Below are 20,205 nucleotides of genomic sequence, written 5' to 3' on the forward strand. Positions count from 1 at the left end.
CTAGGTTCGCTTGTCGTACGGCGGACCCGGTCGAGAGGGGGCATTGCTTGGCAACGTTCATTCTAGTTCATGGTGCACTCCACGGGGGGTGGTGCTGGGAAAAGGTGGTTGGCCGTTTGATTGCGGCCAACCATCGCGTGTTAGCACCAGATCTCCCGGGAACCGGCGAGAGATGGGTTCCTGCTGGAGATGTCACCCTCTCGATGACCGGGACGTTCATCGCGGACCTGGCGGTCCGGCAAGATGACAAGGCCATACTGGTTGGCCATAGCCTCGGGGGTATAACAATTTGTGATGCCGCTGAGCGGGCACCAGAGGCCATAAAGGGCCTTATATTCGTAGCGGCGGTGCTTCTGCCGAATGGATCGGCAGCGGCCGATCTTTTCCAGGGCGCGCCGTTGCCGGACGGCCTCAAGCTCAGCGCTGACGGTCTGACGTTAACGGATGACCCGATCCACGCGCGCCACCGCTACTACAGCGGATGCCATGAAGATGATGTCGAGATAGCGCTTGCACGCCTCGCCCCACAGCCAGCTCGGCCGATGAGTGAGAAGCTCAGCTTATCGCAGGATCGCTTCGGTAGTTTGCCACGTGCGTACGTTGAATGCCTTCGCGACAACGCCCTGCCAATCGAGATGCAGAGACTCCAGCAGGAGTGCCTGCCCTGCGATCCGGTGTTTGCAATGGATACTGGGCATTCGCCGTTCCTCCAGGCACCTGATTTGCTCACCTCGCATCTGATCGCAGCGGCCGAGGCTTTCGGCGACAGATAGCGGCCGGCGCAGAGACTGTTGCCGAACGGTGGCGAGTGAAACTGAACTATCATCCGTTCGAGGGAGATCGACTTGGAAGTGATATCGGGAAAGGCGGTTCGCTCAACGCTCGCAGATTTAGCAGACCCTCGAGCCGCTGCACTGATCATCGTCGACCTTCAGAATGATTTCTGCGCGGCAAACGGCCTTTGGCATCAGCGGGGACATAGTCTCACCGGTATCACCTCCGTTGTGGCAAATACTGCCGACCTCGTCGCGCATGCGCGCCATGCGGGCGTGAAGATCATCTTCATTCAAATGGTGATGCTGCCGAATGCGGCGAGCCTGTCGCCCGCCTACCTTCGATTTATAGCCACCAAGACCGGCCTGGCACCGGATCAGATGGGTTGCGAGCTGGGCTCATGGGGCGCTGAGATTATCGCCGCGTTGGCTCCGGAGCCGGGCGATATCATCGTGCAAAAGTGGCGGTCGAGTGCCTTTTTGGGGACCAACTTAGAGCTAATCCTGCGAGGCGCAGGCGTGGAGACGGTCATCGTGTGCGGCGCCGCGACCTACGCGTGCGTCGAAAGCACGATCCGGGATGCCTTCAATAAGGACTTCTACGTGATCGAAGTTGAGGATTGCGTCGGCGGATTCAACCAGGATCTGCACGAAGCATCGCTTCAGATCATGCGTTCCCGCATTGACGTGATCCCTCGCAAGATGTTGATCGATGTCTGGCAGGGGCTTGGTGTCGACCCCGATTGACCCAATCCCGAGCCCGGCATCGAGTCGGCCCCGTCTCTCTTGTTTCGGCTGCGCGCATTCTACGAACCTCGCCCATTAATTGATCATATTCCCTGTCAGCTCGAGGCGACTCTCAATGCGTTTGCCTCTCATGAGCGGACACAGCCGCTGCCGTGGTTTTGAAGGCAGCTCGCTTCCCAAACGTGTTAGCCACGGTGACAAAGCTCGATGCCGCCTGAGCAGTCCGTCCGCTGTGAGCCGACACGCCCGCTGTGGCGGGGCGCCAAAGGGAAGCGTCGGGTGGATGCACCGACGACGTTTCCCAAACCAGGATGAAATTGCGATCCGGCCGATCGATCACGATCGGCGCTGGTGCGCGATTATATAACCCTGTAGAATACAATCCCCGCAAATCGGACTTTGAAAGTATTATCTCCGTTCCTCATATTTCGATTTTGCGGCCGTCTCGGAGCGTGAAGGAAAATGTGAAAGGAACCGCGGGTGCCGGGGAGTCGCGCATGGAGCGTAGCCAAGTCTTAATTCGTGCGCTTGTCCCGGTCGCGGCAGCCGTCGGCAGCATTGCGGCTTCGGCGGCAGCCGCGCAGGCATTTCTTGATCCGGCCGGAGCGCCAACAGCGAGGGCCATGAACGATTCCACCATGGTCGTCCGCAGTCGGTTAACATTGGGCAATTCGAGTTCCGCTGACGGCGTCCCAACAAAGAACATCGAAGGCGACGCCCATCGAGATCGGGCGAGCCGAGAATGACGATCCACCATAGCGCAACACGATTTTTCGTGCCGGGCTCATACGACCTAGAAGGATAGAACAGAAATGTATCGCATTGGGGTAGATGTAGGCGGGACTTTTACCGACTTTACGATAGCGAACGCGACGACGGGCGAAAACCTGTACTTCAAGCTCTCATCGACTCCAGCTGATCCTTCAGACGCCATCGTCGACGGAATAGCCCAAGCGCTGGAATTGTTCGGCATTGAGCCTTCGGCAATCTCCTATATCGGCCATGGCACCACCGTAGCCACCAACATGATCATTGAACGCCGCGGCGTGCCCACGGGGCTTGTCACGACAAAGGGTTTTCGCGACGTCCTTGCCATCGGTCGGCAAACTCGGCCTGCGCTCTACGATATGGCGATCCGTAAGCCCGATCCCTTGGTCGAGCGCTACCGCCGCCGCGAAGTCAATGAGAGGCTCAACGCTAAGGGCGAATGCCTCCACCCCCTCGACGAGACAGAGCTGGAAGCGGTTCTCGATGAGCTGGCGGAAACCGGCGTCGAGGCCATCGCGATCTCGTTCTTGCACTCTTACAAGAACCCGGAGCATGAAGAAGCTGCCGCACGGATCGCGGCGCGCAAGCTGCCCGGCGTTTACATCAGCACCTCTTCGAGCGTGCTGCCCGAGTTCCGGGAGTATGAGCGCACCTCCACGACGGTGCTCAATGCCTATGTCGGCCCAAGGATGGCCGCTTACTTTGATCGCCTGAGCCACAAGATCAGCGAACTGGGCATATCCATCGCGCCAATGATCATTCATTCCAATGGCGGCCTGCTGTCGATCGAGAGTGCCAAGCGCCTTCCGGTGACCACCTGCCTCTCCGGTCCTGCAGCCGGAGTCATGGGGGCCGCCGTGGTTGGCGCCACAGCGGGTTTTCCCGATCTCGTCACCTTCGACGTCGGCGGAACCAGCACGGACGTATCGCTGATCGTTGGCGGCAAACCAAAGCTGGCAACGAGCCGCGATGTCGCCGGCTATCCGGTCAAGCTGCCAATGATCGACATCCATGTCATTGGGGCCGGCGGCGGGAGCATCGCGCACGTCGACGAAGCCAACGCAATGAAGCTTGGACCGCGTAGCGCCGGTGCTTCGCCGGGTCCTGTCGCTTATTCTCGCGGCGGCGTGGAGCCGACGCTGACCGATGCGAACATCTGCCTCAATCGCCTCAATCCCGTCGCCTTGCTCGACGGTCGGATGCCGGTCGATCGTGCGGCCGCCGTTGCGAGCCTCGAGGAGAAAATCGCGCGGCCGCTCGGCATCTCGGTTGAGGACGCCGCCTTCGGCATGATCCAGGTGGCTGCCGCCAACATGAGCCGGGCGATCCGCGCCGTGACGACCGAGCAGGGCCATAATGTCAGCGAGCTAGCGCTTTTCGCCTTCGGTGGTGCTGGCCCACTCCATGCTGCTGAGGTGGCACGCGAGTCCGGTATCGGGCGCATCGTCGTCCCACAGGAGCCAGGTACGATGTGTGCGCGTGGCGTGCTATTATCGGACATCAGCCTGGACTTCGTGCGCATGCAGTTGACGAAGGTGACGGCCGAGAGCTGGGCGGTCGCCTGTTCCGCACTCCGCGAGATGGCCGCAGAAGGCGACGCCTGGCTGGCGTCGGAAAATGTCGAGCAAGGGTTCCGCAGCTTCCAGCTTGCGGTCGACGCCCATTACGCCGGCCAGAGCCATGAGATCCGGATCCCGCTAGAGGCAATTGATGAGGCGGGGCTGAAAGAATTTCTCGAAAGCTTCGCCGCAGTCCATCGGGCCACCTACGGCTACGATCATCCCGATCAGCCGGTCTTCATCGTCAGTTGTCGCCTAAGGGCGGTGGGTCTTGTGCCAAAGGTGCTCGAACCGTCGCATGTTGGCGGAACCAGCGTCTCAGAGGCGATGGTGGCCGAGCGCAGCGTCTATTATGGTGCTGCCGAGGGATGGCTACCAACGCCGATCTACCGCCGGTCGGCTCTCCCCATCGGCGAGGCGGTGCCTGGCCCCGCGATCATCGAAGAGATGAGTTCGACCACCGTCATCCTGGCGGGCCAGAGCGCCGCGATAGATGCCTTCGGCAACATCATCATCACCAATTGAGCGAGAAGCAGCATGGCCGACATCAATGACAAGACGGGCCGCGAGGAAGAGCGGCATTTCGATGCCATTGCGATGGAAATTTTCAGCAACCGGATGCTCTCCATCACAGAGAACATGGCGCTCAACATGATGCGCTCCTCCTATTCTTCGCAGATCAAGGAGCGCCGGGATTTCTCGGTCGGGATCTTTGATGCGCAGGGTGGCCTCATCGCACAAGGCACGCACATTCCCATCCACCTTGGGTCGCTGCTGGGCGCGGTGGAAGCGCTGCTGGATCGCTACCAGATCGGCGACATGGCCGAAGGCGACGCCTTCATCTGCAACGATCCATATCTTGCGGGCGGCACACACATTCCAGACGTCTCGATTGTCACCCCTGTCTTCATCGACGGGGTGGTCGTCGCATTCGCGGCAAACATTGGTCATCATTCCGACCTCGGCGGCGCGGTGCCCGGCTCTATTTCGCCGGGTGCCGGCTCGATCTTCGAGGAAGGGCTACGGATTCCCATCATCCGGATAGCTCGCGCCGGCCAAATCGACGAGGACCTACTCAACCTTATTGCCAGCAATTCACGCCTTTCTGAAGAGCGGCGCCTGGATCTCAAGGTCCAGATCGCGGTCAATACTCGCGGGGGAGAGGAAGCGCGCGCGCTGTTCCTGCGGATGGGACTCGACCATGCCAAAGCCGCAATTCGCGACGTTTTTGCATACACCTCGGAGCGCCTACGGCGCAGGGTTGCAGCGTTACCGGCCGGCAAGCATAGCTTCACGACGTGGCTGGACGACGATGGGAGCGGAAGCGACCCGGTCCCAATCGTCGCCACGGTCACACTTGGCGGCGACACTTTGCATGTGGATTTCGACGGGACGGGGCCGCAGGCGAAGGGCGCCTTCAATGTACCCCACAGCGCACTGCGGGCCACGGTCTATTATTGCGTCAAGGCATTGCTTGATCCGGAGTTGATGCCCAACAGCGGAATGTTCACCTCCGTGACGATCGCCGCGCCGGAGGGCTCGATCGTGAACCCGCGGTTCCCGGCAGCGTGCGGCGTGCGAAGCAACACCTGCCAGAAGATCGCAGGCGCAGTCTTCGGCGCCTTTCGGAGCGTTCTTCCCGAAGATCGCCTGTTCGCCTCCAGCAACGACCTTCTGCCATCGATCATGCTCTCCGGATCGCAGCCCGAAACTGGGCGCTTTTATGTGGTCGCCGAGACGATCGGAGGTGGCGGCGGTGCGCGTTTCGACGCCGATGGCATGGACGCTATCCATGTTCACATCACGAACAGTTTAAACCTTCCAACCGAAGCGCTGGAGAACGAATTTCCGCTACTTTGTGAGGAATATGGCCTTGCCATCGACTCCGGGGGAGCAGGCCGGCAACGTGGCGGCCTCGGCATCGCCCGTCAAATTCGTGCTCTCGAGAATGGAACGACCTTCTCCGCACGCTCGGATAGCTACATCCATGGCGCTGAGGGCATTGCAGGAGGCCTGATGGGCGGGCTCAGCGCCGTGACGTTCAACGCTGGGAGACAGGACGAGAAGGCGCTTCCGACGAAAGTCGCCAATTTTGTGCTCAATGCCGGGGAGAGCATACGCATCGAAACGCCCGGTGGTGGCGGTTTTGGTGCTTGCGCAGATCGCTCGCCTGCACAGATCGCGGCAGACTTGCGCGATGGCGTCGTCACGCTGACGGCTGCCGAGCGTGACTATGGAGTCGAGCGTGTTCGTACCGCGATCGAAGCATCCGGTCAGCGCTCAATCAATCCTTGAGCAGGGTCATGACGGCCGAAATCTCAATAATCCAACCCAAAAAGGTTCGCCGCAATGACCGTTGAAACATCACGCCGGGCGAGGTTTGAGGCCGAATTTGAAGGAGAGAACCGATTGCCGCGTGGAACGAGTTTCCGCTGGGTCATACTCGCGCTGGTATGCTTCATCTACATGCTGGTGGCTGCCGATCGAGCAAACCTCGGCGTAGCACTCCCGGCTATGAAGGCGGAATTCCACATCAGCAATGCTGAGGCTGGCCTGTTCGCAACTCTCATGTTCATCTGTTTCGCTGCGTCTCAAATTCCGTCCAGCATACTCGTGCGCCGCTTCGAGCCACGCTACCTGATGGCGCTAGGGCTCGTCGTGGCGGCGATTGCCTCCTACATGATTGGCACGAGCGTCGGCCCGTCCGACGTCAAGATCTATCGGTCGCTATTGGGCATTGCCGAAGCGATGATTTCGGTGTGCTCAATGACTGCCATCAACCAATGGTTTTCGGTGCGAGAGCGCGGAACAGCAACGGGATTTTACTGGGGGGCGTCAAAGCTCGGCCCTGTGCTCTGCCCTCCGCTTGCGGTGGTCATCATGCAGGCGTTCGGATGGCGGGGTATATTTCAGATCTTCGCGGTCCCCGTCCTCGGTGCAGCAATCGTCTGGTATCTTTTCATGCGGAGCCGCCCCGAAGACTCCAGATTTGTTTCGGCTGCTGAACTTGCGCTTATTCGCGATCCGCAGGTTCACAAGGAGGTCAGGCCAGGCAAGCATAAACAGAGGTCGCAGGTGCCGGCTTGGCTCGACAGGGTCATCCGCCTCAAGCGGGTCCCGCTCATCGACACGTTCGGAGGTGTCTTCCGGTCGTGGAACCTCATCGGCAATACCTTTGCCACGGTTTTCATGATCGGCATTTTCAACGTCTTCTTGGCCTGGATCCCTTCGTACCTGCTCAATGCCAAGCATTTCGCGCTTGGCACGGCTGGTTTGCTGTCGTCGACGCTCTTCGCCGGTGCGGTTGCGGGAAACTTCGCGGGCGGATGGATCTCCGACAGCTTGCTGGGGTTGCGGCGTAAGCCTCTCATGATGTTCGGGGCACTCTTCACCGCCGCCGCCATTATCTGCCTGATCTATTCCCCGCCAAGCGTGACCTTTACAGGCGCTCTGCTGCTATTTGCGGGCTTCGCGGTCGGATTGGGGTATCCGCATTTTACGACATATCCAATGAGCCTCACGACGCGGGAGATCTACCCCATCGCTTATGGCATCTGCAGCACTGGTGCCGCACTGGGTGCTGCGTGCTTCCCCTTTATCGCAGGAGTCATCCTCGACTCTTCGAGTTGGGATCACGTCTTCGTGTTCCTCTCACTCTCGTCGCTTATTTGCTTGGCGTTCCTTGCTACTATCGCCGAGCCTGTTGTCAGCGAAGAGTAGACTACTCGGTACCACCCTCGCCGCTCCCTGCACCTTTGGATGTCAGGGGGCGGCGAGGCACTCGCCGTATGGGCAGCCCCCCGGATTGAACTGTCCGGCCGAAATTATTCGCAGTCGGCCGCACCGACACTGTCATCGGCAGGAGTAGCCATCCCGCCCATTAGCCGCTGTGGTGCAAGACCCGCGATATCGACCCGACTGCGGCCCTCGAGGAGGAGTTCGGCGGCTGCAACGCCTAAAGCCGGTACCAGCTGAAACCCGTGTCCGCTGAAGCCGAAGAGATGTAGGAGTCCAGGCCCTGAGGGCGACAGACCCGCAATGGCCACATCGTCGCTGGTCTTGGCTTCAAGCCCCGCCCACGTGCGCACGATGCGCAAGCGGTCTACCCCAGGGAACAATTGCGTGGCCGCCGCGGCCGACTTTGCGAGCAACCGTACATCTACGGCTGAGGACTCCTTTGTAAGATCAGCCCGTCCCTGCTGTCCCCCGCCGATCAGAAGAGTTCCCTGGTTGCTCTGCTTGAATGAGAGCTTACGCTTCATTGAGATCACTGTGGGCCGGATGAAGGGCGCGACACGCTCCGTGACTATCATCATCGACGCCTTGGTCCCGATCGGGATTTCGTCTCCTGCCATCGCCGCGATTTCGCCTGCCCATGCGCCTGCTGCATTTACTAGAAGCGGCGCCTCCCATTGACGCTGGCCAGCCGTGAGCTTCCAGGTATTTTGGCTGCGAACAAGTGCGGTCACACCAACGCCCTCATGCACTGCAACACCAGCGTCGACTGCGGCTCGTAAATACGCAGACAATGTCCGGTGGGGATCGGCTGCGCCGTCACGTGGTGCAAAAGCGCCTCCCAGGTAAACCGATGCAAGGCACGGCACAATCGAACGAATTGCGTCGGCGTCTATGATCTCTTCATTGGTGAAGCCATCTTGGTGCAGTCGCCCGACCCTATCGCGCAAGGATTGGAGCTCGGCATCGGTCTCGGCGACCTGAAGTTGCCCGTACGCGTGAAATCCACAGTCGTCGCCAACTATATCGACCATGTGGTGCCACATCTCCATAGCTTCCAAGGAGATTGGCAGTTCTGCTCGGGCGCGACTGAGGGTCCGCACACCCGCTGCAGAGGCACCAGAGGAGTGACGGCCTATTCGAGACCGCTCCAGCAGGATGACGCGGGCGCCGCGGCGAGCGACTTGGAGCGCAGCCGACAAGCCATGCAGGCCTCCGCCAACGACCAGGACATCTGCGGTTGCGGTCACGAATTAGTCTCCAGACTGGCAAGTTCGCCAAGAGTGAGGGGCTTCAAGGGGGCGCGGACGCGCAGGAAACCGATATCCGAACGGCTTCCTCCATGAGCTTCTTGTACGAGTCTCGCGAGACTAAGACCGCACTGGCGCCCTTGGCACGGTCCCATGCCCGCCCTGGTAGCGATCTTCACGCCGTCAGGCCCTAAATGGGGCCGGGCGTGAAGAGCTTCACGGATCTTCCCAGCGCTCACTTCCTCACAGCGACAGACCATTGTGTCATCTGAAAGGGCCAGTTCGGAGGGCGGATAAAGCGTATCGATTAGTCGACGAAAGCCGCTAGCGGCAGCCAGTTCGCGACGCAGCGGAATGGCGGCAGTTTCTGCAGCCATGTGTGACATGGTGCCCGCGGCACGGGCTATACCGATTGCGGCTAGCCGGCCCGATATAGTAGCGGCGCGCGCGCCCGCAATTGTTGCCCCATCACCGGCAACAAAGATGTTCGGGATGGAGCTACCCCCGAAGTCGTCTAGTAAAGGTTCAAAGCTTTGCTGCATCGAATTCCATCGATGGGCGCAACCTGCTGCCATGGTGGTATGTACCGCCGGCACGACCCCGTCATGCACGAAGAGAAGGTCAGTATCGACCTCGCGTTCTGTCCCGTCTCTCGTTCTGAAGCGGATGCCCTCTATCCGGTCTGTGCCTAATGCCTCGAGCGATCCAACATTACGGATGACGCGCAGCCGGCTCATCGCCGCAAGCCAGCCTATCCCCCTCGCCAAGTCTCGCCAGCCATATGGCAGAGCGCGGGGGATAAGGGGGAGCGCGGCGACGCGGCGGTGTCGAGGCGCGGTGTCCAATATGCCAGCCACTGCCCCTCCAGCGGCGACGAGTTGTCGAGCGTAGAGAAGTAGCAGCGGCCCTGTTCCCGCGAGCCAGACAGGTCTGTCGGGCACTTGAGCGGCGGTCTTTAAGAGGATCTGGGCGGCGCCTACTGTCATAACGCCAGGCAGCTGCCACCCGGAGAAAGGCATGGGGCGTTCCTGGGCGCCGGTCGCGAGGAGAACGAAATTAGGCTCGATCATCCTTGCGCGGCCCTCGTGGGTCAAGAAAACCCGCGTTCCGGAATCGATCTGCCAAACCTCCGTTGCGCTTAGATATTCACCTCCTACGGCGCGAAAGCGGGCGACAAGTTCGGCTCCCGATTTATCTTCCCGCCCATGGAGCTCCCGCTTCTCGATGGCGGCAAAGATCCGGCCGCCCGGCGCTGGTTGGTCATCCAACACGATAACCGCCAAACCCCGTTCTTGGAGTTCGAGGGCAGCTGACATCCCGGCCGGCCCCGCCCCAATTACCATAACGGTGGTCATCAGTTCCCTGCTTTCACTGGAATAGGACGCTCGGTTTGACGACGCACAACCATTCCCTCTCGCACGCCCTTCATGCAGGCGCGCATTGAAGTCTCGCCGTCGATCTCCACCAAGCAGTCAAAGCATGCACCCATCATGCAGTAGGGTGCACGCGCTGCGCCTGTCACCGGCGTGTTGCGGGAGGTAAAGGGGGCAACCCGCAGCAGGACGGCAGCCACCGGCTCGCCCTCCTCCGCGTTCAGCAATGCGCCGTCGACCGATAGACGAACTTGATTTCCCCCCGACCCTCTGGGTTCGATTTTGCGAAACATACATGCCCCTGAGACGGATGATCGCCTGAAAGATTGTCGGAACGGCCCAATCGGTCAAAGGCCGGATTTCGGGGAGGATATTCCCGAGGGTTATAGGCCCGCCTCATAGCGACGCGATGGATGGGGAGCTGCAAGTGCGGGCGCGCCGCACCTGCGGGGCTCACCCTCAAAACCGTGTATGAACGCGGCTGCTGAGTTGTCGCATCTAGACGCCATGCACCCTGCCGTCATAGGATATGCAAAATGCGGTTACGAATCCGCAGCACTATTTGTGGGGGTTATGAGTGCCCAGGCACATCAACTTGCGCCAAATTGAAGCGTTCAAAGCCGTTATCGAGAACGGAACGGTAAGCCGCGCTTCAGAAATCCTGAATGTCTCACAGCCGGCCTTGAGCAAGCTTATCGCGCACCTGGAGTTTGACACGGCCCTGAGGCTCTTCGATCGCGTGAAGGGCCGGCTGGCGCCAACAGAGCACGGCATGCGGCTTTACGACGAGGTGGGCCGGATTTTCTCCGGCGTGCGCCAAGTTGAAAATGCGGTGGAGGCAATAAGAAGAGAGGAGCAAGGGCGCCTTGCGATAGGCGTACTACCCGCGTTGGCGAACACGTTCATTCAAAAGGTGACCACCGGCTTCTTGCAGGCGCGCGGTAATGTCTTTTGCTCGGTTCAGGCAGTTGGATCGCAATGGATCGTGGAGTGGCTCGTTTCCCGTAAACTCGACGTGGGCCTCGTCAGTGCGCGTGTCGACAATCCTTATCTTACAATGGAGCCCGTCCTCGAGCAGCCCCTGGTATGCATCATGCCGCCTGACCATGCCTTAGCCGCGAAGACGCATATCGAGCCACAGGATCTAATCGGGACTCCTTTTATTGCCTTCGATTCAGACATCTATGTTGCGCACCTCGTTGCGACGACACTTGAGCGCTATAAGGTGGAGCCGCAGATCGTCCTCGTCACGAATGCGGCGCCCACTGTTTGCGAGTTCGTAGCCGCCGGGCTTGGCGTTTCGTTGATCCATCCACTGATGGTCAGCGGGCTCGAACACCGTGTTGCAGTTCGCCGCTTCCAGCCGGAGATCCCTTACAATTTCCAGCTTTGTCGCAGCGCGGACAGTCGAAATGCACACATCGTAGAAGCTTTTGTCGAAGAACTTCGAGAACGAGCCAACGAGGCCGCCCATTCGTTGCTTGTGGAGCATGAAGCCGCGCCGGACGTGAGCGCGCTGCCGAAGCTCTTGCCCACCAAGCGGGGAACTCGAAAGAGGAAAAGCTGAGGCTCCAGGCAGACCTTCTATAACTCCTGCGAAAGGGATCACCCTAAAGTCGACTTGGACTAACGTCTCCTGTGACCGTTACACCTAGTCAGCAGGGGCCTTTCGGTCCCAGAGATAGGGCGCGGGGAATGACCGAGATTACACGGATTGTGACGAATCCCAGACGCGGACGCGCCGTCGCTGTCAACGGGCTGCTATTTCTCGGTGGACAGGTGGCAGACGATCGCACGGTTGGCATTCACGAGCAGACTGTTCAGGCGCTCGCGAAAATCGACAAAATTCTTGCGGAGGCCGGCACCGACAAGCGCCGTCTCATCTCGGTCCAGATTTGGCTGCGCGACATCGCTCGCGACTTTGCAGCGATGAATACCGCGTGGGATGCTTGGATCGATCCTGAGGCGGCGCCAGCCCGTGCAACTTGCCAGTGTGAAATGGGCGCACCGGATGTTTTAGTGGAGATCATCGCGATTGCGGCACTACCGGATGATATCCGTTAGGCCTGATACAGGCTAACATCGCTCTTTCCCTGCCTCGCTATAACTTGAGCGAATGGAATCGCGAAGTATGGTCTTTGAAGGCGGGCGCCCTGCAATCCAACTGCGCTGATGATCTGGCACAGGTAAGACGCGAGTTTTATGCCGGCAGGAATATTGAACGGGGCTGCGAAGTGAGCTCTAGAGATGATATGCTTCGCGCGTTAGGTGCGCTTGAGGCCACACTCCGACAATCGGCGGAACTGGCGGACAACGAGCAGGCGGATAATCGCGCCGCCGGCATCAAACTGCGCCGATTGATCGCCGAACAACTTTCTGCTGTTAACGCAGCAGGTGAGCGGGCATTCACTGAATTCCATCAACTCGGAGAGTTTCGTCGGGAGATCGCCAAGACGAGATCAGCGCTTGCGTTGCACCAAGCTTCGTGGCCGATCGTTGCAATTAGGCGTGATGACCCGGAGTATATGGCGTCCCTACTCGCCCTTCGAGAGACAAACCGCAAATTTCTTGCCTGGATACGGGACAGTCTCGGGAAGGCAAACTAGCGCCGCGAGTTGTTCGTCCGTCAGATGTGAATTGGCTTGCCCTTCACCGCCATCGCCGCCTCCTTCATCGCCTCGCTGTGCGTCGGATGCGCATGGCAGGTGTAGGCAATGTCCTCTGACGTCGCGCCGAACTCCATCGCCTGCGCGGCCTGGGCGATCATCGTGCCGGCGACGCTGGCGATGCACCACACACCTAGGACGCGGTCGGTCTTCGCATCGGCGATCACCTTTATGAAGCCGTCGGGCTCGTGGTTGGTCTTGGCGCGGCTATTGGCCATCATCGGAAACTTGCCGACCGAGACCTCGCCGCGCTCCTTCGCGGCCTCTTCGGTGAGGCCGACGCCAGCGATCTCGGGCCAAGTGTAGATTACCGACGGGATCACGTCGTGGTTCACGATGCCGGTCCGGCCAGCAATGTTCTCGGCCACCGCGATGCCCTCGTCCTCAGCCTTGTGGGCGAGCATCGGCCCGGGGACGACGTCGCCGATTGCCCAGATGCCGGGCACCGAGGTGCGGAAGTCATGGTCGATGTCGATCTGGCCGCGCTGGTTGGTCGACAGACCCGCCCGATCGAGCGCGAGGCTTTCGGTGTTCGGCCGACGGCCAATCGACACGAGCACGCAATCCGCCGCGATCGTCTCGGCCGCGCCGCCCTCGGCGGGTTCGACGGTGAGCGTGGCCTTGTCGCCCTCGACGGTCACGCCGGTGATTTTGGTCGACAGCTTGAATTCAATCCCCTGCTTCCTGAAGATCGTGTTGGCTTCCTTGCGCACCTCGCCGTCGAAGCCGGGCAGGATCTGGTCGAGGAACTCGACACACGTGACCTTGGCGCCGAGCCGGCGCCACACGCTGCCGAGCTCGAGCCCGATGACGCCGCCGCCGATGACGACGAGATGCTGCGGCACCTGGGGCAGCTCGAGCGCGCCGGTGCTGTCGACAACGACCTTCTGATCGATCGTCACGCCGGGCAGCAGGGTGACCGACGAGCCGGTGGCAATGACGATGTTCTTCGAGCGCACCTCGCGGTCGCCGACCTTGACCGAGTCCCTGCCGGTGAAGGCGGCGTAACCCTTGAGCCATTCAACCTTGTTCTTCTTCAACAGGAACTCGATGCCGCTGGTGAGCTGCTTGACGGCCGCCTTACGCTGGCCGTGCATCGCCTCGAGATCGAGCTCGGGGGTGACCTTGATGCCCAGCTTGGACATCGTCCCGTTGGCCGCCACGTCGAAATATTCCGAGGCATGAAGCATCGCCTTGGACGGAACGCAGCCGACATTGAGGCAGGTTCCGCCGAGCGTCTCGCGCCCCTCGACGCAGGCAGTCCTCAGCCCGAGCTGCGATGCACGGATCGCCGCAACATACCCGCCCGGGCCGCCACCGATTACCAAGACGTCGAAATCATAGTCAGCCATCTTTGCTCTCAGCCTCTTCTTGGTCGTTGGTAGTCGGCGAACGAGCGCGCCACTCGCCCAGCGGCTGGAAGTCGCCGCTCAGTCGCGGGCGATCGGGTTCGGCCGCCGTGAGAGGCTCGCACAGCACCAGCGATTTGAGACTGCGTGCTGCGAGCGCTTGATATTCGAGCGTCCCGCGAAGCTTCCAGGCCTTCTCGTCGTCGGTGACAGCGCGAACCTCCCGGGCAGGTGACCCCGCCCAGAGCGTGCCTGGTTGGCATTTCGTGCCTGCCTTGATGAAGCTGTGGGCGGCGACAATACAGTCGGGCCCGACGATCGCGTTGTCCATCACGACAGCGTTCATTCCGATCAAAGCATTGTCCCCCACGGTGCACCCATGAAGGATCGCCCCGTGTCCGACATGACCATTGGCCTCGACGGAAACGACCCGCCCCGGAAAGCTATGGACGGTGCAATTGTCCTGAATATTGGCGCCAGGACCAATTTCGATCCGACCGAAATCTCCACGGAGCGAGGCATTGGGTCCGACATAGCAACCTTCCGCAATTTTCACGTCGCCGATCAGGACCGCGCTTGGATGAACATAGGCATCGGGGGCCACGACTGGCCGCAGGCCTTCGAAGGCGTAGGTCGGCATCGTTCAGGCTTTGGGAAGCGGCCGCGGCCGCCCGTCGTCGTCGACCGCAACGAAGGTGAACGCGGCTTCGGTCACCTTCTCGGCCAAAGCTGTGTGCCGCGGGCGGCGCCACGCCTCCACGTTGATGCGCATCGATGTGCGACCGGTGCTCTCCAACGACGCGTAAACCGAAACTTCGTCTCCAACCTTCACAGGCCGAAGAAACGTCATGGACTCGGCCGAGATAGTCACAGCGCGCCCCTCCGCCCGACGAGCCGCTACGCTTCCGGCCGCCAAGTCCATCTGGCACATCAACCAACCGCCAAAGATGTCGCCGAGTGGATTGGTGTCGGCCGGCATGGCGATCACGCGCACGGCGGCTGCGTCGTGTGGTGGCTGTAGGTCCGGCTTCACCGATCCGCCACCACCAAGAGTGTCACTAGGCCAGCCGCAAATCTTTGCAGGTCGGTAGCCGCTTCGCGGTTCTCGCGCGACGACATCGCCTGCGCGAAAGTCGCCGAGTTCTCGAAGCCCATTTCCGCCATGAGAAAGTAGCCTGGCTCACCAACAAAACTCTGGGTTACGCGCGAGATACGGAGGCTACGCAGATGCGGGATGGCTTTCACGAGCGGGGTGTGGATCTTGTCGTAGTGCTCGAAAAATTCCGCTACATCAGCCGGCTTGCGATAGAGCGCGATAAGGCGAACCGCGCCTCCGGCCTGATCGACTTCAATCATGGCTGGGCCACTCCTCGATGATCTGGACGAATTTGGAGAGCCAGAGGTTGGTCTGGTGGCCGTCGACAACGCGGTGGTCGATTGTCAGGGACACGTAGCAAAGCGGCCGGACCTGAATGGTGTCGACGCCATCAATCTCGCGCACCACGACGCGCTTCTCGAGCTTCCCGACTCCGAGGATCGCCGACTGAGGTTGGGCGATGATAATCGGGGAGGCGAAGAGCGATCCCGACACGCCATGGTTCGACAGGGTGAAGGTGCCGCCACGCATGTCGGCCGGAGTAAGCTTTCCGTCGCGCGCTCGGGTCGTCAGATCGGTCAACCGTTTGGCCAGACCAAGAAGCGAAAGCTCCTGGACCTGGCTGACGACGGGTACCACCAGCCCCTTGTCCCCGAGCGCCGTGCCGACGCCGATGTTGACGTCATCATAAAGATCGAGGCGGTCATCATACCAGCGACTGTTGATGGCAGGCGCCACCTTCATCGCTTGGGCCGCGGCGGCGAGGATATAGGCTGTGAAAGTGAGGTTCACGCCGCTCTTCTGAAACTCGGCTTTATGCTTGGCCCTGTGCGCCATGATACGGCTAAAGTCGGCCTCAAACACAGCCGTCACATGGGGGGCCACCGTCACCGAATTCAGCATGTTTTGGGCGATCGCCAAGCGCATCCGGTCATGCGGAACACTGCGGACGCCGCCGGCAGCGGTCGGCGAGGATGCAGTGGGCTCCGGAACCGGCACGCCGGGAACAGCCACAAGCGGTGTTTCTGCGGCCGGCCGGGATCGGGGGCTCTGGCGCTCGGCTACATGACGGTCAACGTCGGCACGGGTGATGCGACCGCCGCGACCAGTTCCAGCCAATTCCGCAACATCCACGTCATGCTGGAGCACAGCGCGCCGAACCGCCGGTGAGAGATGCGGAGCATCCTTCGTCTTCAGCGCCGGTGAGGCGATTGTCGACGGCCCAGGCGAAGCGGCCGAGTCAGGCTCTTTCGCGGTCTTGGCAGCATCGCTCCTAAGCCTGCCCAGTATGGCGCCTGGCAGAGCCTCGGCGTCGGTGTCGAGAAGGATTGCCTCGAGGATGCCGTCGCCGGGAGATGGCACCTCCTGAGTCACCTTGTCGGTTTCCAGCTCGACAAGCGGATCATTGAGCGAGACACGATCACCTGGCTGTTTCAACCAGCTGCGGACGATCGCCTTGGTCCCTTCTTGTTCAAAGGGGACGAGAATATCGGTCACGTCCATCCCCCTCAAAAACCCGTCAGTTCGTCGATCTTGGCGCGAATGCGTTCGACCGATGGCACCGCCCACTCGAGCAGCACGGGGTTATGGGGGCTCGGGATGTCCGGCATCGTGAGGCGCGCGACGGGCGCGTCGAGGTCCATGAACGCTTCATCGGCAACAACCGCGGCGATTTCCGCGCCAAAGCCGGCTGTCTTCAGATCCTCGTGCACGATGAGGCAGCGCCGCGTGCGCCGGACGGAGGCGAGCACCGCATCTTTGTCCCACGGCATCAGCGTGCGCAGGTCGATCACGTCGGCGGAGCGGCCTTCGGCCGCTTCCTCGCAACGCGGAACCATCGCACCCCAAGTGACGATGGTGATGTCGTCGCCGGCGACGGTGGTCTTCGCCTTTCCGAACGGCAGCGCGAAATCGTCACCCGGATACGCACGACGCGCCCAGGCATAATCGAGCATCGCACGGTGCTCGAAGAAGAGAACCGGATCGTTACCGCGGAGCGAGGTGCGCAGCAGGCCAACGGCGTCTTCCGCATTCGACGGCACCGCGACTTTCCAGCCCGGATTGTGGACGAAGGCGACTTCGTTGGTCTGACTGTGCCAGGGGTCTCCACATTTGAAAAAGCCGCCGGGGACCCGCAGCACCATTGGGGCCGCGAAGCGGTTGTTGGTCCGCCAGCGCATCGTTCCGCAGTCGTTGATCTGCTCTGTCGCCGGCTCGGCATATTTGCGGAACTGAATTTCCGGCACCGGCATCAAGCCGGCAAGCGCCATGCCGACGGCGCGGCCGACGATACCTTCCTCGGAAAGGCTCGTGTCGAACACGCGGTCGAAGCCGAACTTTTCCTGCAAGCCTAGGGTCACCGCATGGACTCCGCCCTTAGGCCCGATATCCTCGCCGAACAGCACGACGCGCGGATTGTGTTCCAGTTCGTGCTCGAGCGTGCGCCGGATCGCAGTCACCATATTGATCCGCTGGCCCTCGGGCTTCGGAACGTCGGTTGTCGGTGGAGGGACATAACCGTGATTCCACTGGCCCCCCTCGATCTGAAGCGCGCCTTCCTCGAAGAAGACATTGTTGAGCACCGACTCGGGCTCGGCGATGCCGCGTGCTTCGGCGCGCTCGCGTGCCGCTTCGGCATCGCTTTCGGCGCGCTGCTCGATCTCCGCCCACTCCTGGTCACTGAGGACGGCGGGGACGAGATAGGATTTGAGCTTCGGTAGCGGATCGCGCTCCCATTCTGATGCCACGAACTCCTGCGATTTGTACGTCTGGGTATCCTGAAAGCTGTGGCCCTGCAGGCGAGGCACAGTCAGGCGCAGCAGAGCGGGTGCTCGCTGCTCGCGCACATGGGTGATCGCCTCGTCCACGAGCTGCGCCGCCTCGGCGGGATCAGTACCGTCGCCGGCGAATATCGTGAGTCCGCTCCAGCTGGCGAGGTTGGCGGCAATGTTGCCGCCCGGCGTCTGGAAGGTCGATGGCACCGAAATGCCAAAGCCATTGTCCTCGATATAGAATAGCATCGGCAGCTTCTGGGTGGTCGCGACCGTCAGCGCCGCCCAGAAGCCGTTGGACGCAACCGAGCCGTCGCCGCCCAGCACGACCGCAAGCGCTTTCTCGTAGGCTGGGTCTTTGAGGACGGTGCGGTGATACTCGATTGCCTGCGCCCAGCCAGCGGTCGGCGTATATTGCGCACCTACCCCGCCGCACATGGGCAGAGCCGAAGCTCCGTGGGGATTGGGATAGTTGAAGACCACGCCGATATCGCGGCCATCAGAGTAGCCGCCGGCGCGACCCATTGCCGAACCGAGCGCATCGGCGATGTCGACGCCAAGCGCGAGCAACATGGGCCGCGAGCGATAGTAGCCGCACGTCGCATCCGCCGGGTCATCCAAGCGGCAGCCGAGCAGGACCTGACCGAGGTCGTGTCCGCGCGCCGAGAACTGGTAGAGAACCTTCTTTTCGGGAACGAGGCGCGTCTCCTCCATCTTGTCGAGCGCCCGGGAGAGGGAGACAAGGTAGGCGACCCGCGGCCAGTCGACCGATGTATCGGGGGCGTTGCGCAGCTGTGGCTTAAGAGCGGTCTGTGCCATGATTTTCCTGCTGGATCAGCGAAGGGCCGCGAGTGCGGCGACAAAAGGGGGGACGGTTTCCGGCGTGAGGCCGGCGATATTGATGCGCCCCGACGCGGGCATGTAGATGCCGTGCTGGTCCCTCAACCGCGCGACTTCCTCAGCGCTGAGCGGCAGCGTTGAGAACATGCCCTGTTGCGTCGCGAGGGGAGCGAGCGCGGGATCGGCGTTGGCGAGTAGATGTCGGATTTGCTGAATGCGCTCGCGCATTTCGGCGAGTTCCGCCCGCCAGTCCGCCGAGAGGTCTGGATCTTCGAGAATGACCCGGACGATCGCAGCGCCGTGGTCGGGCGGCATCGACCAGTTGGCGCGCGTCAACGCGAGGAGATTTGACTGGATGATCCGCGCCTGCTCGGGCGACTTGGCGACCGTGTAGAGGGCGCCGACGCGCTCACGATAGAGGCCGAAATTCTTATCGCAGCTATAGGCAACGAGGCCTTCGCCGACAATTTCGAGGGTCTGACGGGCGCCTGCGGCATCCTCGTCGAGTCCCTCGCCAAGACCTTGGTAGGCGAGGTCGATCAAAGGAAGGACGCCGCGGTCGCGGAGTAGCGTCGCGATCGCGCGCCACTGGTCGACAGTGAAGTCAGCGCCTGTAGGATTGTGGCAGCAGCCGTGCAGCAAAGCGACATCGCCCGGAGCCGCGCCCTTTAGGGCGTCCAGCGTCTGGTCGATCGTCAACCGTTGACTGGTTACATCATAGTGATCGTAGGCGGCGATCTTGAGGCCCGCCGCCTTCAGGATCGGCAGATGGTTCGGCCATGTGGGATTGCCGACCCAAATGCGCGCGCCGGGCCGCCCACGAGCGAGGAGTTCGGCGGCAACGCGCAGCGCTCCAGTTCCGCCAGGAGTCTGCAGACCCGATAGGCGAGCATCAAATGCCCGGTCCCCGAAGATGATCGGCTTCAAGGCTTCGAAATAACCGATATCTCCTTCCGGCCCGAGATAAGCCTTGCTTTGTTGCTGCTCGAGCAGGCGCCGTTCGGCTTCCTTGACCGCGCGCAACACCGGCGTGTGGCCCGCGAGGTCGCGATAGACGCCGACACCAACGTCAATTTTTCCAGCCCGAGGATCGCTCCGGAACGCGCCGATTAGCGCGAGAAGCGCGTCGGCAGGCTGAAGAGCGAGCGCGCCGAATATCTCTCCGTCGGCACGTTCGAGGACTTGATCGTCTTGCATGGTGAACACCCTCTTTCGAGGGAATCATTTATATCATTGTTCTGCTAAATGCTTTTCAATTGACTCGCAATTTTGCTATAA

The 20,205-nt window shown here is 61.1% G+C and carries 19 protein-coding genes; 9 read left to right on the forward strand and 10 right to left on the reverse strand.

Going from position 1 to position 20,205, the window contains the following annotated elements:
• Positions 1 to 47: 47 nt before the first annotated feature.
• The 6 genes from ACETPF_RS03340 to ACETPF_RS03365 all read left to right on the forward strand — a co-directional run bounded on the left by ACETPF_RS03340 (position 48) and on the right by ACETPF_RS03365 (position 7,567).
• Positions 48 to 773, forward strand: coding sequence for an alpha/beta fold hydrolase (locus ACETPF_RS03340; RefSeq protein ID WP_373932839.1), 726 nt, complete (start codon positions 48 to 50; stop codon positions 771 to 773).
• Between the two features lie 78 nt (positions 774 to 851).
• Positions 852 to 1,520, forward strand: coding sequence for a cysteine hydrolase family protein (locus ACETPF_RS03345; protein WP_373933063.1), 669 nt, complete (start codon positions 852 to 854; stop codon positions 1,518 to 1,520).
• A 311-nt stretch (positions 1,521 to 1,831) separates the two neighbouring features.
• Positions 1,832 to 2,266, forward strand: a complete 435-nt coding sequence (locus tag ACETPF_RS03350; protein WP_373932840.1) for a hypothetical protein — start codon at positions 1,832 to 1,834, stop codon at positions 2,264 to 2,266.
• A gap of 66 nt (positions 2,267 to 2,332) precedes the next feature.
• On the forward strand, positions 2,333 to 4,372 hold the full coding sequence (locus ACETPF_RS03355) for a hydantoinase/oxoprolinase family protein (protein ID WP_373932841.1): 2,040 nt from the start codon (positions 2,333 to 2,335) through the stop codon (positions 4,370 to 4,372).
• A gap of 12 nt (positions 4,373 to 4,384) precedes the next feature.
• Positions 4,385 to 6,142, forward strand: a complete 1,758-nt coding sequence (locus tag ACETPF_RS03360) for a hydantoinase B/oxoprolinase family protein (RefSeq protein ID WP_373932842.1) — start codon at positions 4,385 to 4,387, stop codon at positions 6,140 to 6,142.
• A 54-nt stretch (positions 6,143 to 6,196) separates the two neighbouring features.
• Positions 6,197 to 7,567, forward strand: a complete 1,371-nt coding sequence (locus ACETPF_RS03365; RefSeq protein ID WP_373932843.1) for an MFS transporter — start codon at positions 6,197 to 6,199, stop codon at positions 7,565 to 7,567.
• A 104-nt stretch (positions 7,568 to 7,671) separates the two neighbouring features.
• Here ACETPF_RS03365 and ACETPF_RS03370 read toward each other — a convergent pair whose 3' ends face one another.
• Genes ACETPF_RS03370 through ACETPF_RS03380 form a run of 3 tightly spaced genes read right to left on the reverse strand, consistent with a single transcriptional unit; the run spans position 7,672 to position 10,498 of the window.
• The gene (locus tag ACETPF_RS03370) at positions 7,672 to 8,832 is read right to left on the reverse strand and encodes an NAD(P)/FAD-dependent oxidoreductase (RefSeq protein WP_373932844.1); all 1,161 of its coding nucleotides are present in this window, start codon (positions 8,830 to 8,832) and stop codon (positions 7,672 to 7,674) included.
• Positions 8,829 to 10,187, reverse strand: a complete 1,359-nt coding sequence (locus tag ACETPF_RS03375; protein WP_373932845.1) for an FAD-dependent oxidoreductase — start codon at positions 10,185 to 10,187, stop codon at positions 8,829 to 8,831. The genes ACETPF_RS03370 and ACETPF_RS03375 overlap by 4 nt, the downstream gene beginning before the upstream one ends.
• Positions 10,187 to 10,498, reverse strand: coding sequence for a (2Fe-2S)-binding protein (locus tag ACETPF_RS03380; RefSeq protein ID WP_373932846.1), 312 nt, complete (start codon positions 10,496 to 10,498; stop codon positions 10,187 to 10,189). The genes ACETPF_RS03375 and ACETPF_RS03380 overlap by 1 nt, the downstream gene beginning before the upstream one ends.
• Before the next feature lie 284 nt (positions 10,499 to 10,782).
• Here ACETPF_RS03380 and ACETPF_RS03385 point away from each other — a divergent pair, with 284 nt between their 5' ends.
• From ACETPF_RS03385 to ACETPF_RS03395, 3 genes are all read left to right on the forward strand, one after another.
• Entirely contained in the window at positions 10,783 to 11,772 is a 990-nt protein-coding gene (locus ACETPF_RS03385; protein ID WP_373932847.1) for a LysR substrate-binding domain-containing protein, read from the forward strand.
• A 128-nt stretch (positions 11,773 to 11,900) separates the two neighbouring features.
• A complete protein-coding gene (locus ACETPF_RS03390) occupies positions 11,901 to 12,269 on the forward strand; it encodes a RidA family protein (RefSeq protein WP_373932848.1) in 369 nt (122 codons plus the stop codon).
• Positions 12,270 to 12,313: 44 nt separating this feature from the next.
• Positions 12,314 to 12,811 carry a hypothetical protein gene (locus ACETPF_RS03395; protein WP_373932849.1) on the forward strand — a complete coding sequence of 166 codons (498 nt, stop codon included), beginning with the start codon at positions 12,314 to 12,316 and terminating at the stop codon, positions 12,809 to 12,811.
• A 20-nt stretch (positions 12,812 to 12,831) separates the two neighbouring features.
• On the opposite strand, the gene lpdA is transcribed toward ACETPF_RS03395, so the two are convergent.
• The 7 genes from lpdA to ACETPF_RS03430 are packed head-to-tail and all read right to left on the reverse strand — an operon-like array spanning position 12,832 to position 20,124.
• Positions 12,832 to 14,223, reverse strand: a complete 1,392-nt coding sequence (gene lpdA / locus ACETPF_RS03400) for a dihydrolipoyl dehydrogenase (RefSeq protein WP_373932850.1) — start codon at positions 14,221 to 14,223, stop codon at positions 12,832 to 12,834.
• Positions 14,216 to 14,860 (reverse strand): phenylacetic acid degradation protein PaaY, encoded by a 645-nt coding sequence (locus ACETPF_RS03405; RefSeq protein WP_373932851.1) that lies wholly within the window; start codon positions 14,858 to 14,860, stop codon positions 14,216 to 14,218. Before ACETPF_RS03405 ends, lpdA begins: the two co-directional genes overlap by 8 nt.
• A 3-nt stretch (positions 14,861 to 14,863) precedes the next feature.
• Entirely contained in the window at positions 14,864 to 15,199 is a 336-nt protein-coding gene (locus ACETPF_RS03410; protein ID WP_373933064.1) for an acyl-CoA thioesterase, read from the reverse strand.
• 50 nt (positions 15,200 to 15,249) lie between these two features.
• Positions 15,250 to 15,576 (reverse strand): EthD family reductase, encoded by a 327-nt coding sequence (locus ACETPF_RS03415; RefSeq protein WP_373932852.1) that lies wholly within the window; start codon positions 15,574 to 15,576, stop codon positions 15,250 to 15,252.
• Complete coding sequence (locus ACETPF_RS03420) at positions 15,569 to 16,819, reverse strand: dihydrolipoamide acetyltransferase family protein (RefSeq protein WP_373932853.1); 1,251 nt, start codon at positions 16,817 to 16,819, stop codon at positions 15,569 to 15,571. The genes ACETPF_RS03415 and ACETPF_RS03420 overlap by 8 nt, the downstream gene beginning before the upstream one ends.
• Before the next feature lie 5 nt (positions 16,820 to 16,824).
• The gene (locus ACETPF_RS03425) at positions 16,825 to 18,906 is read right to left on the reverse strand and encodes an alpha-ketoacid dehydrogenase subunit alpha/beta (protein ID WP_373932854.1); all 2,082 of its coding nucleotides are present in this window, start codon (positions 18,904 to 18,906) and stop codon (positions 16,825 to 16,827) included.
• Positions 18,907 to 18,921: 15 nt separating this feature from the next.
• Complete coding sequence (locus ACETPF_RS03430; RefSeq protein ID WP_373933065.1) at positions 18,922 to 20,124, reverse strand: amino acid aminotransferase; 1,203 nt, start codon at positions 20,122 to 20,124, stop codon at positions 18,922 to 18,924.
• Positions 20,125 to 20,205: the final 81 nt, after the last annotated feature.

This window comes from Sphingobium agrisoli, assembly GCF_041877245.1.
Classification (GTDB): domain Bacteria; phylum Pseudomonadota; class Alphaproteobacteria; order Sphingomonadales; family Sphingomonadaceae; genus Sphingobium.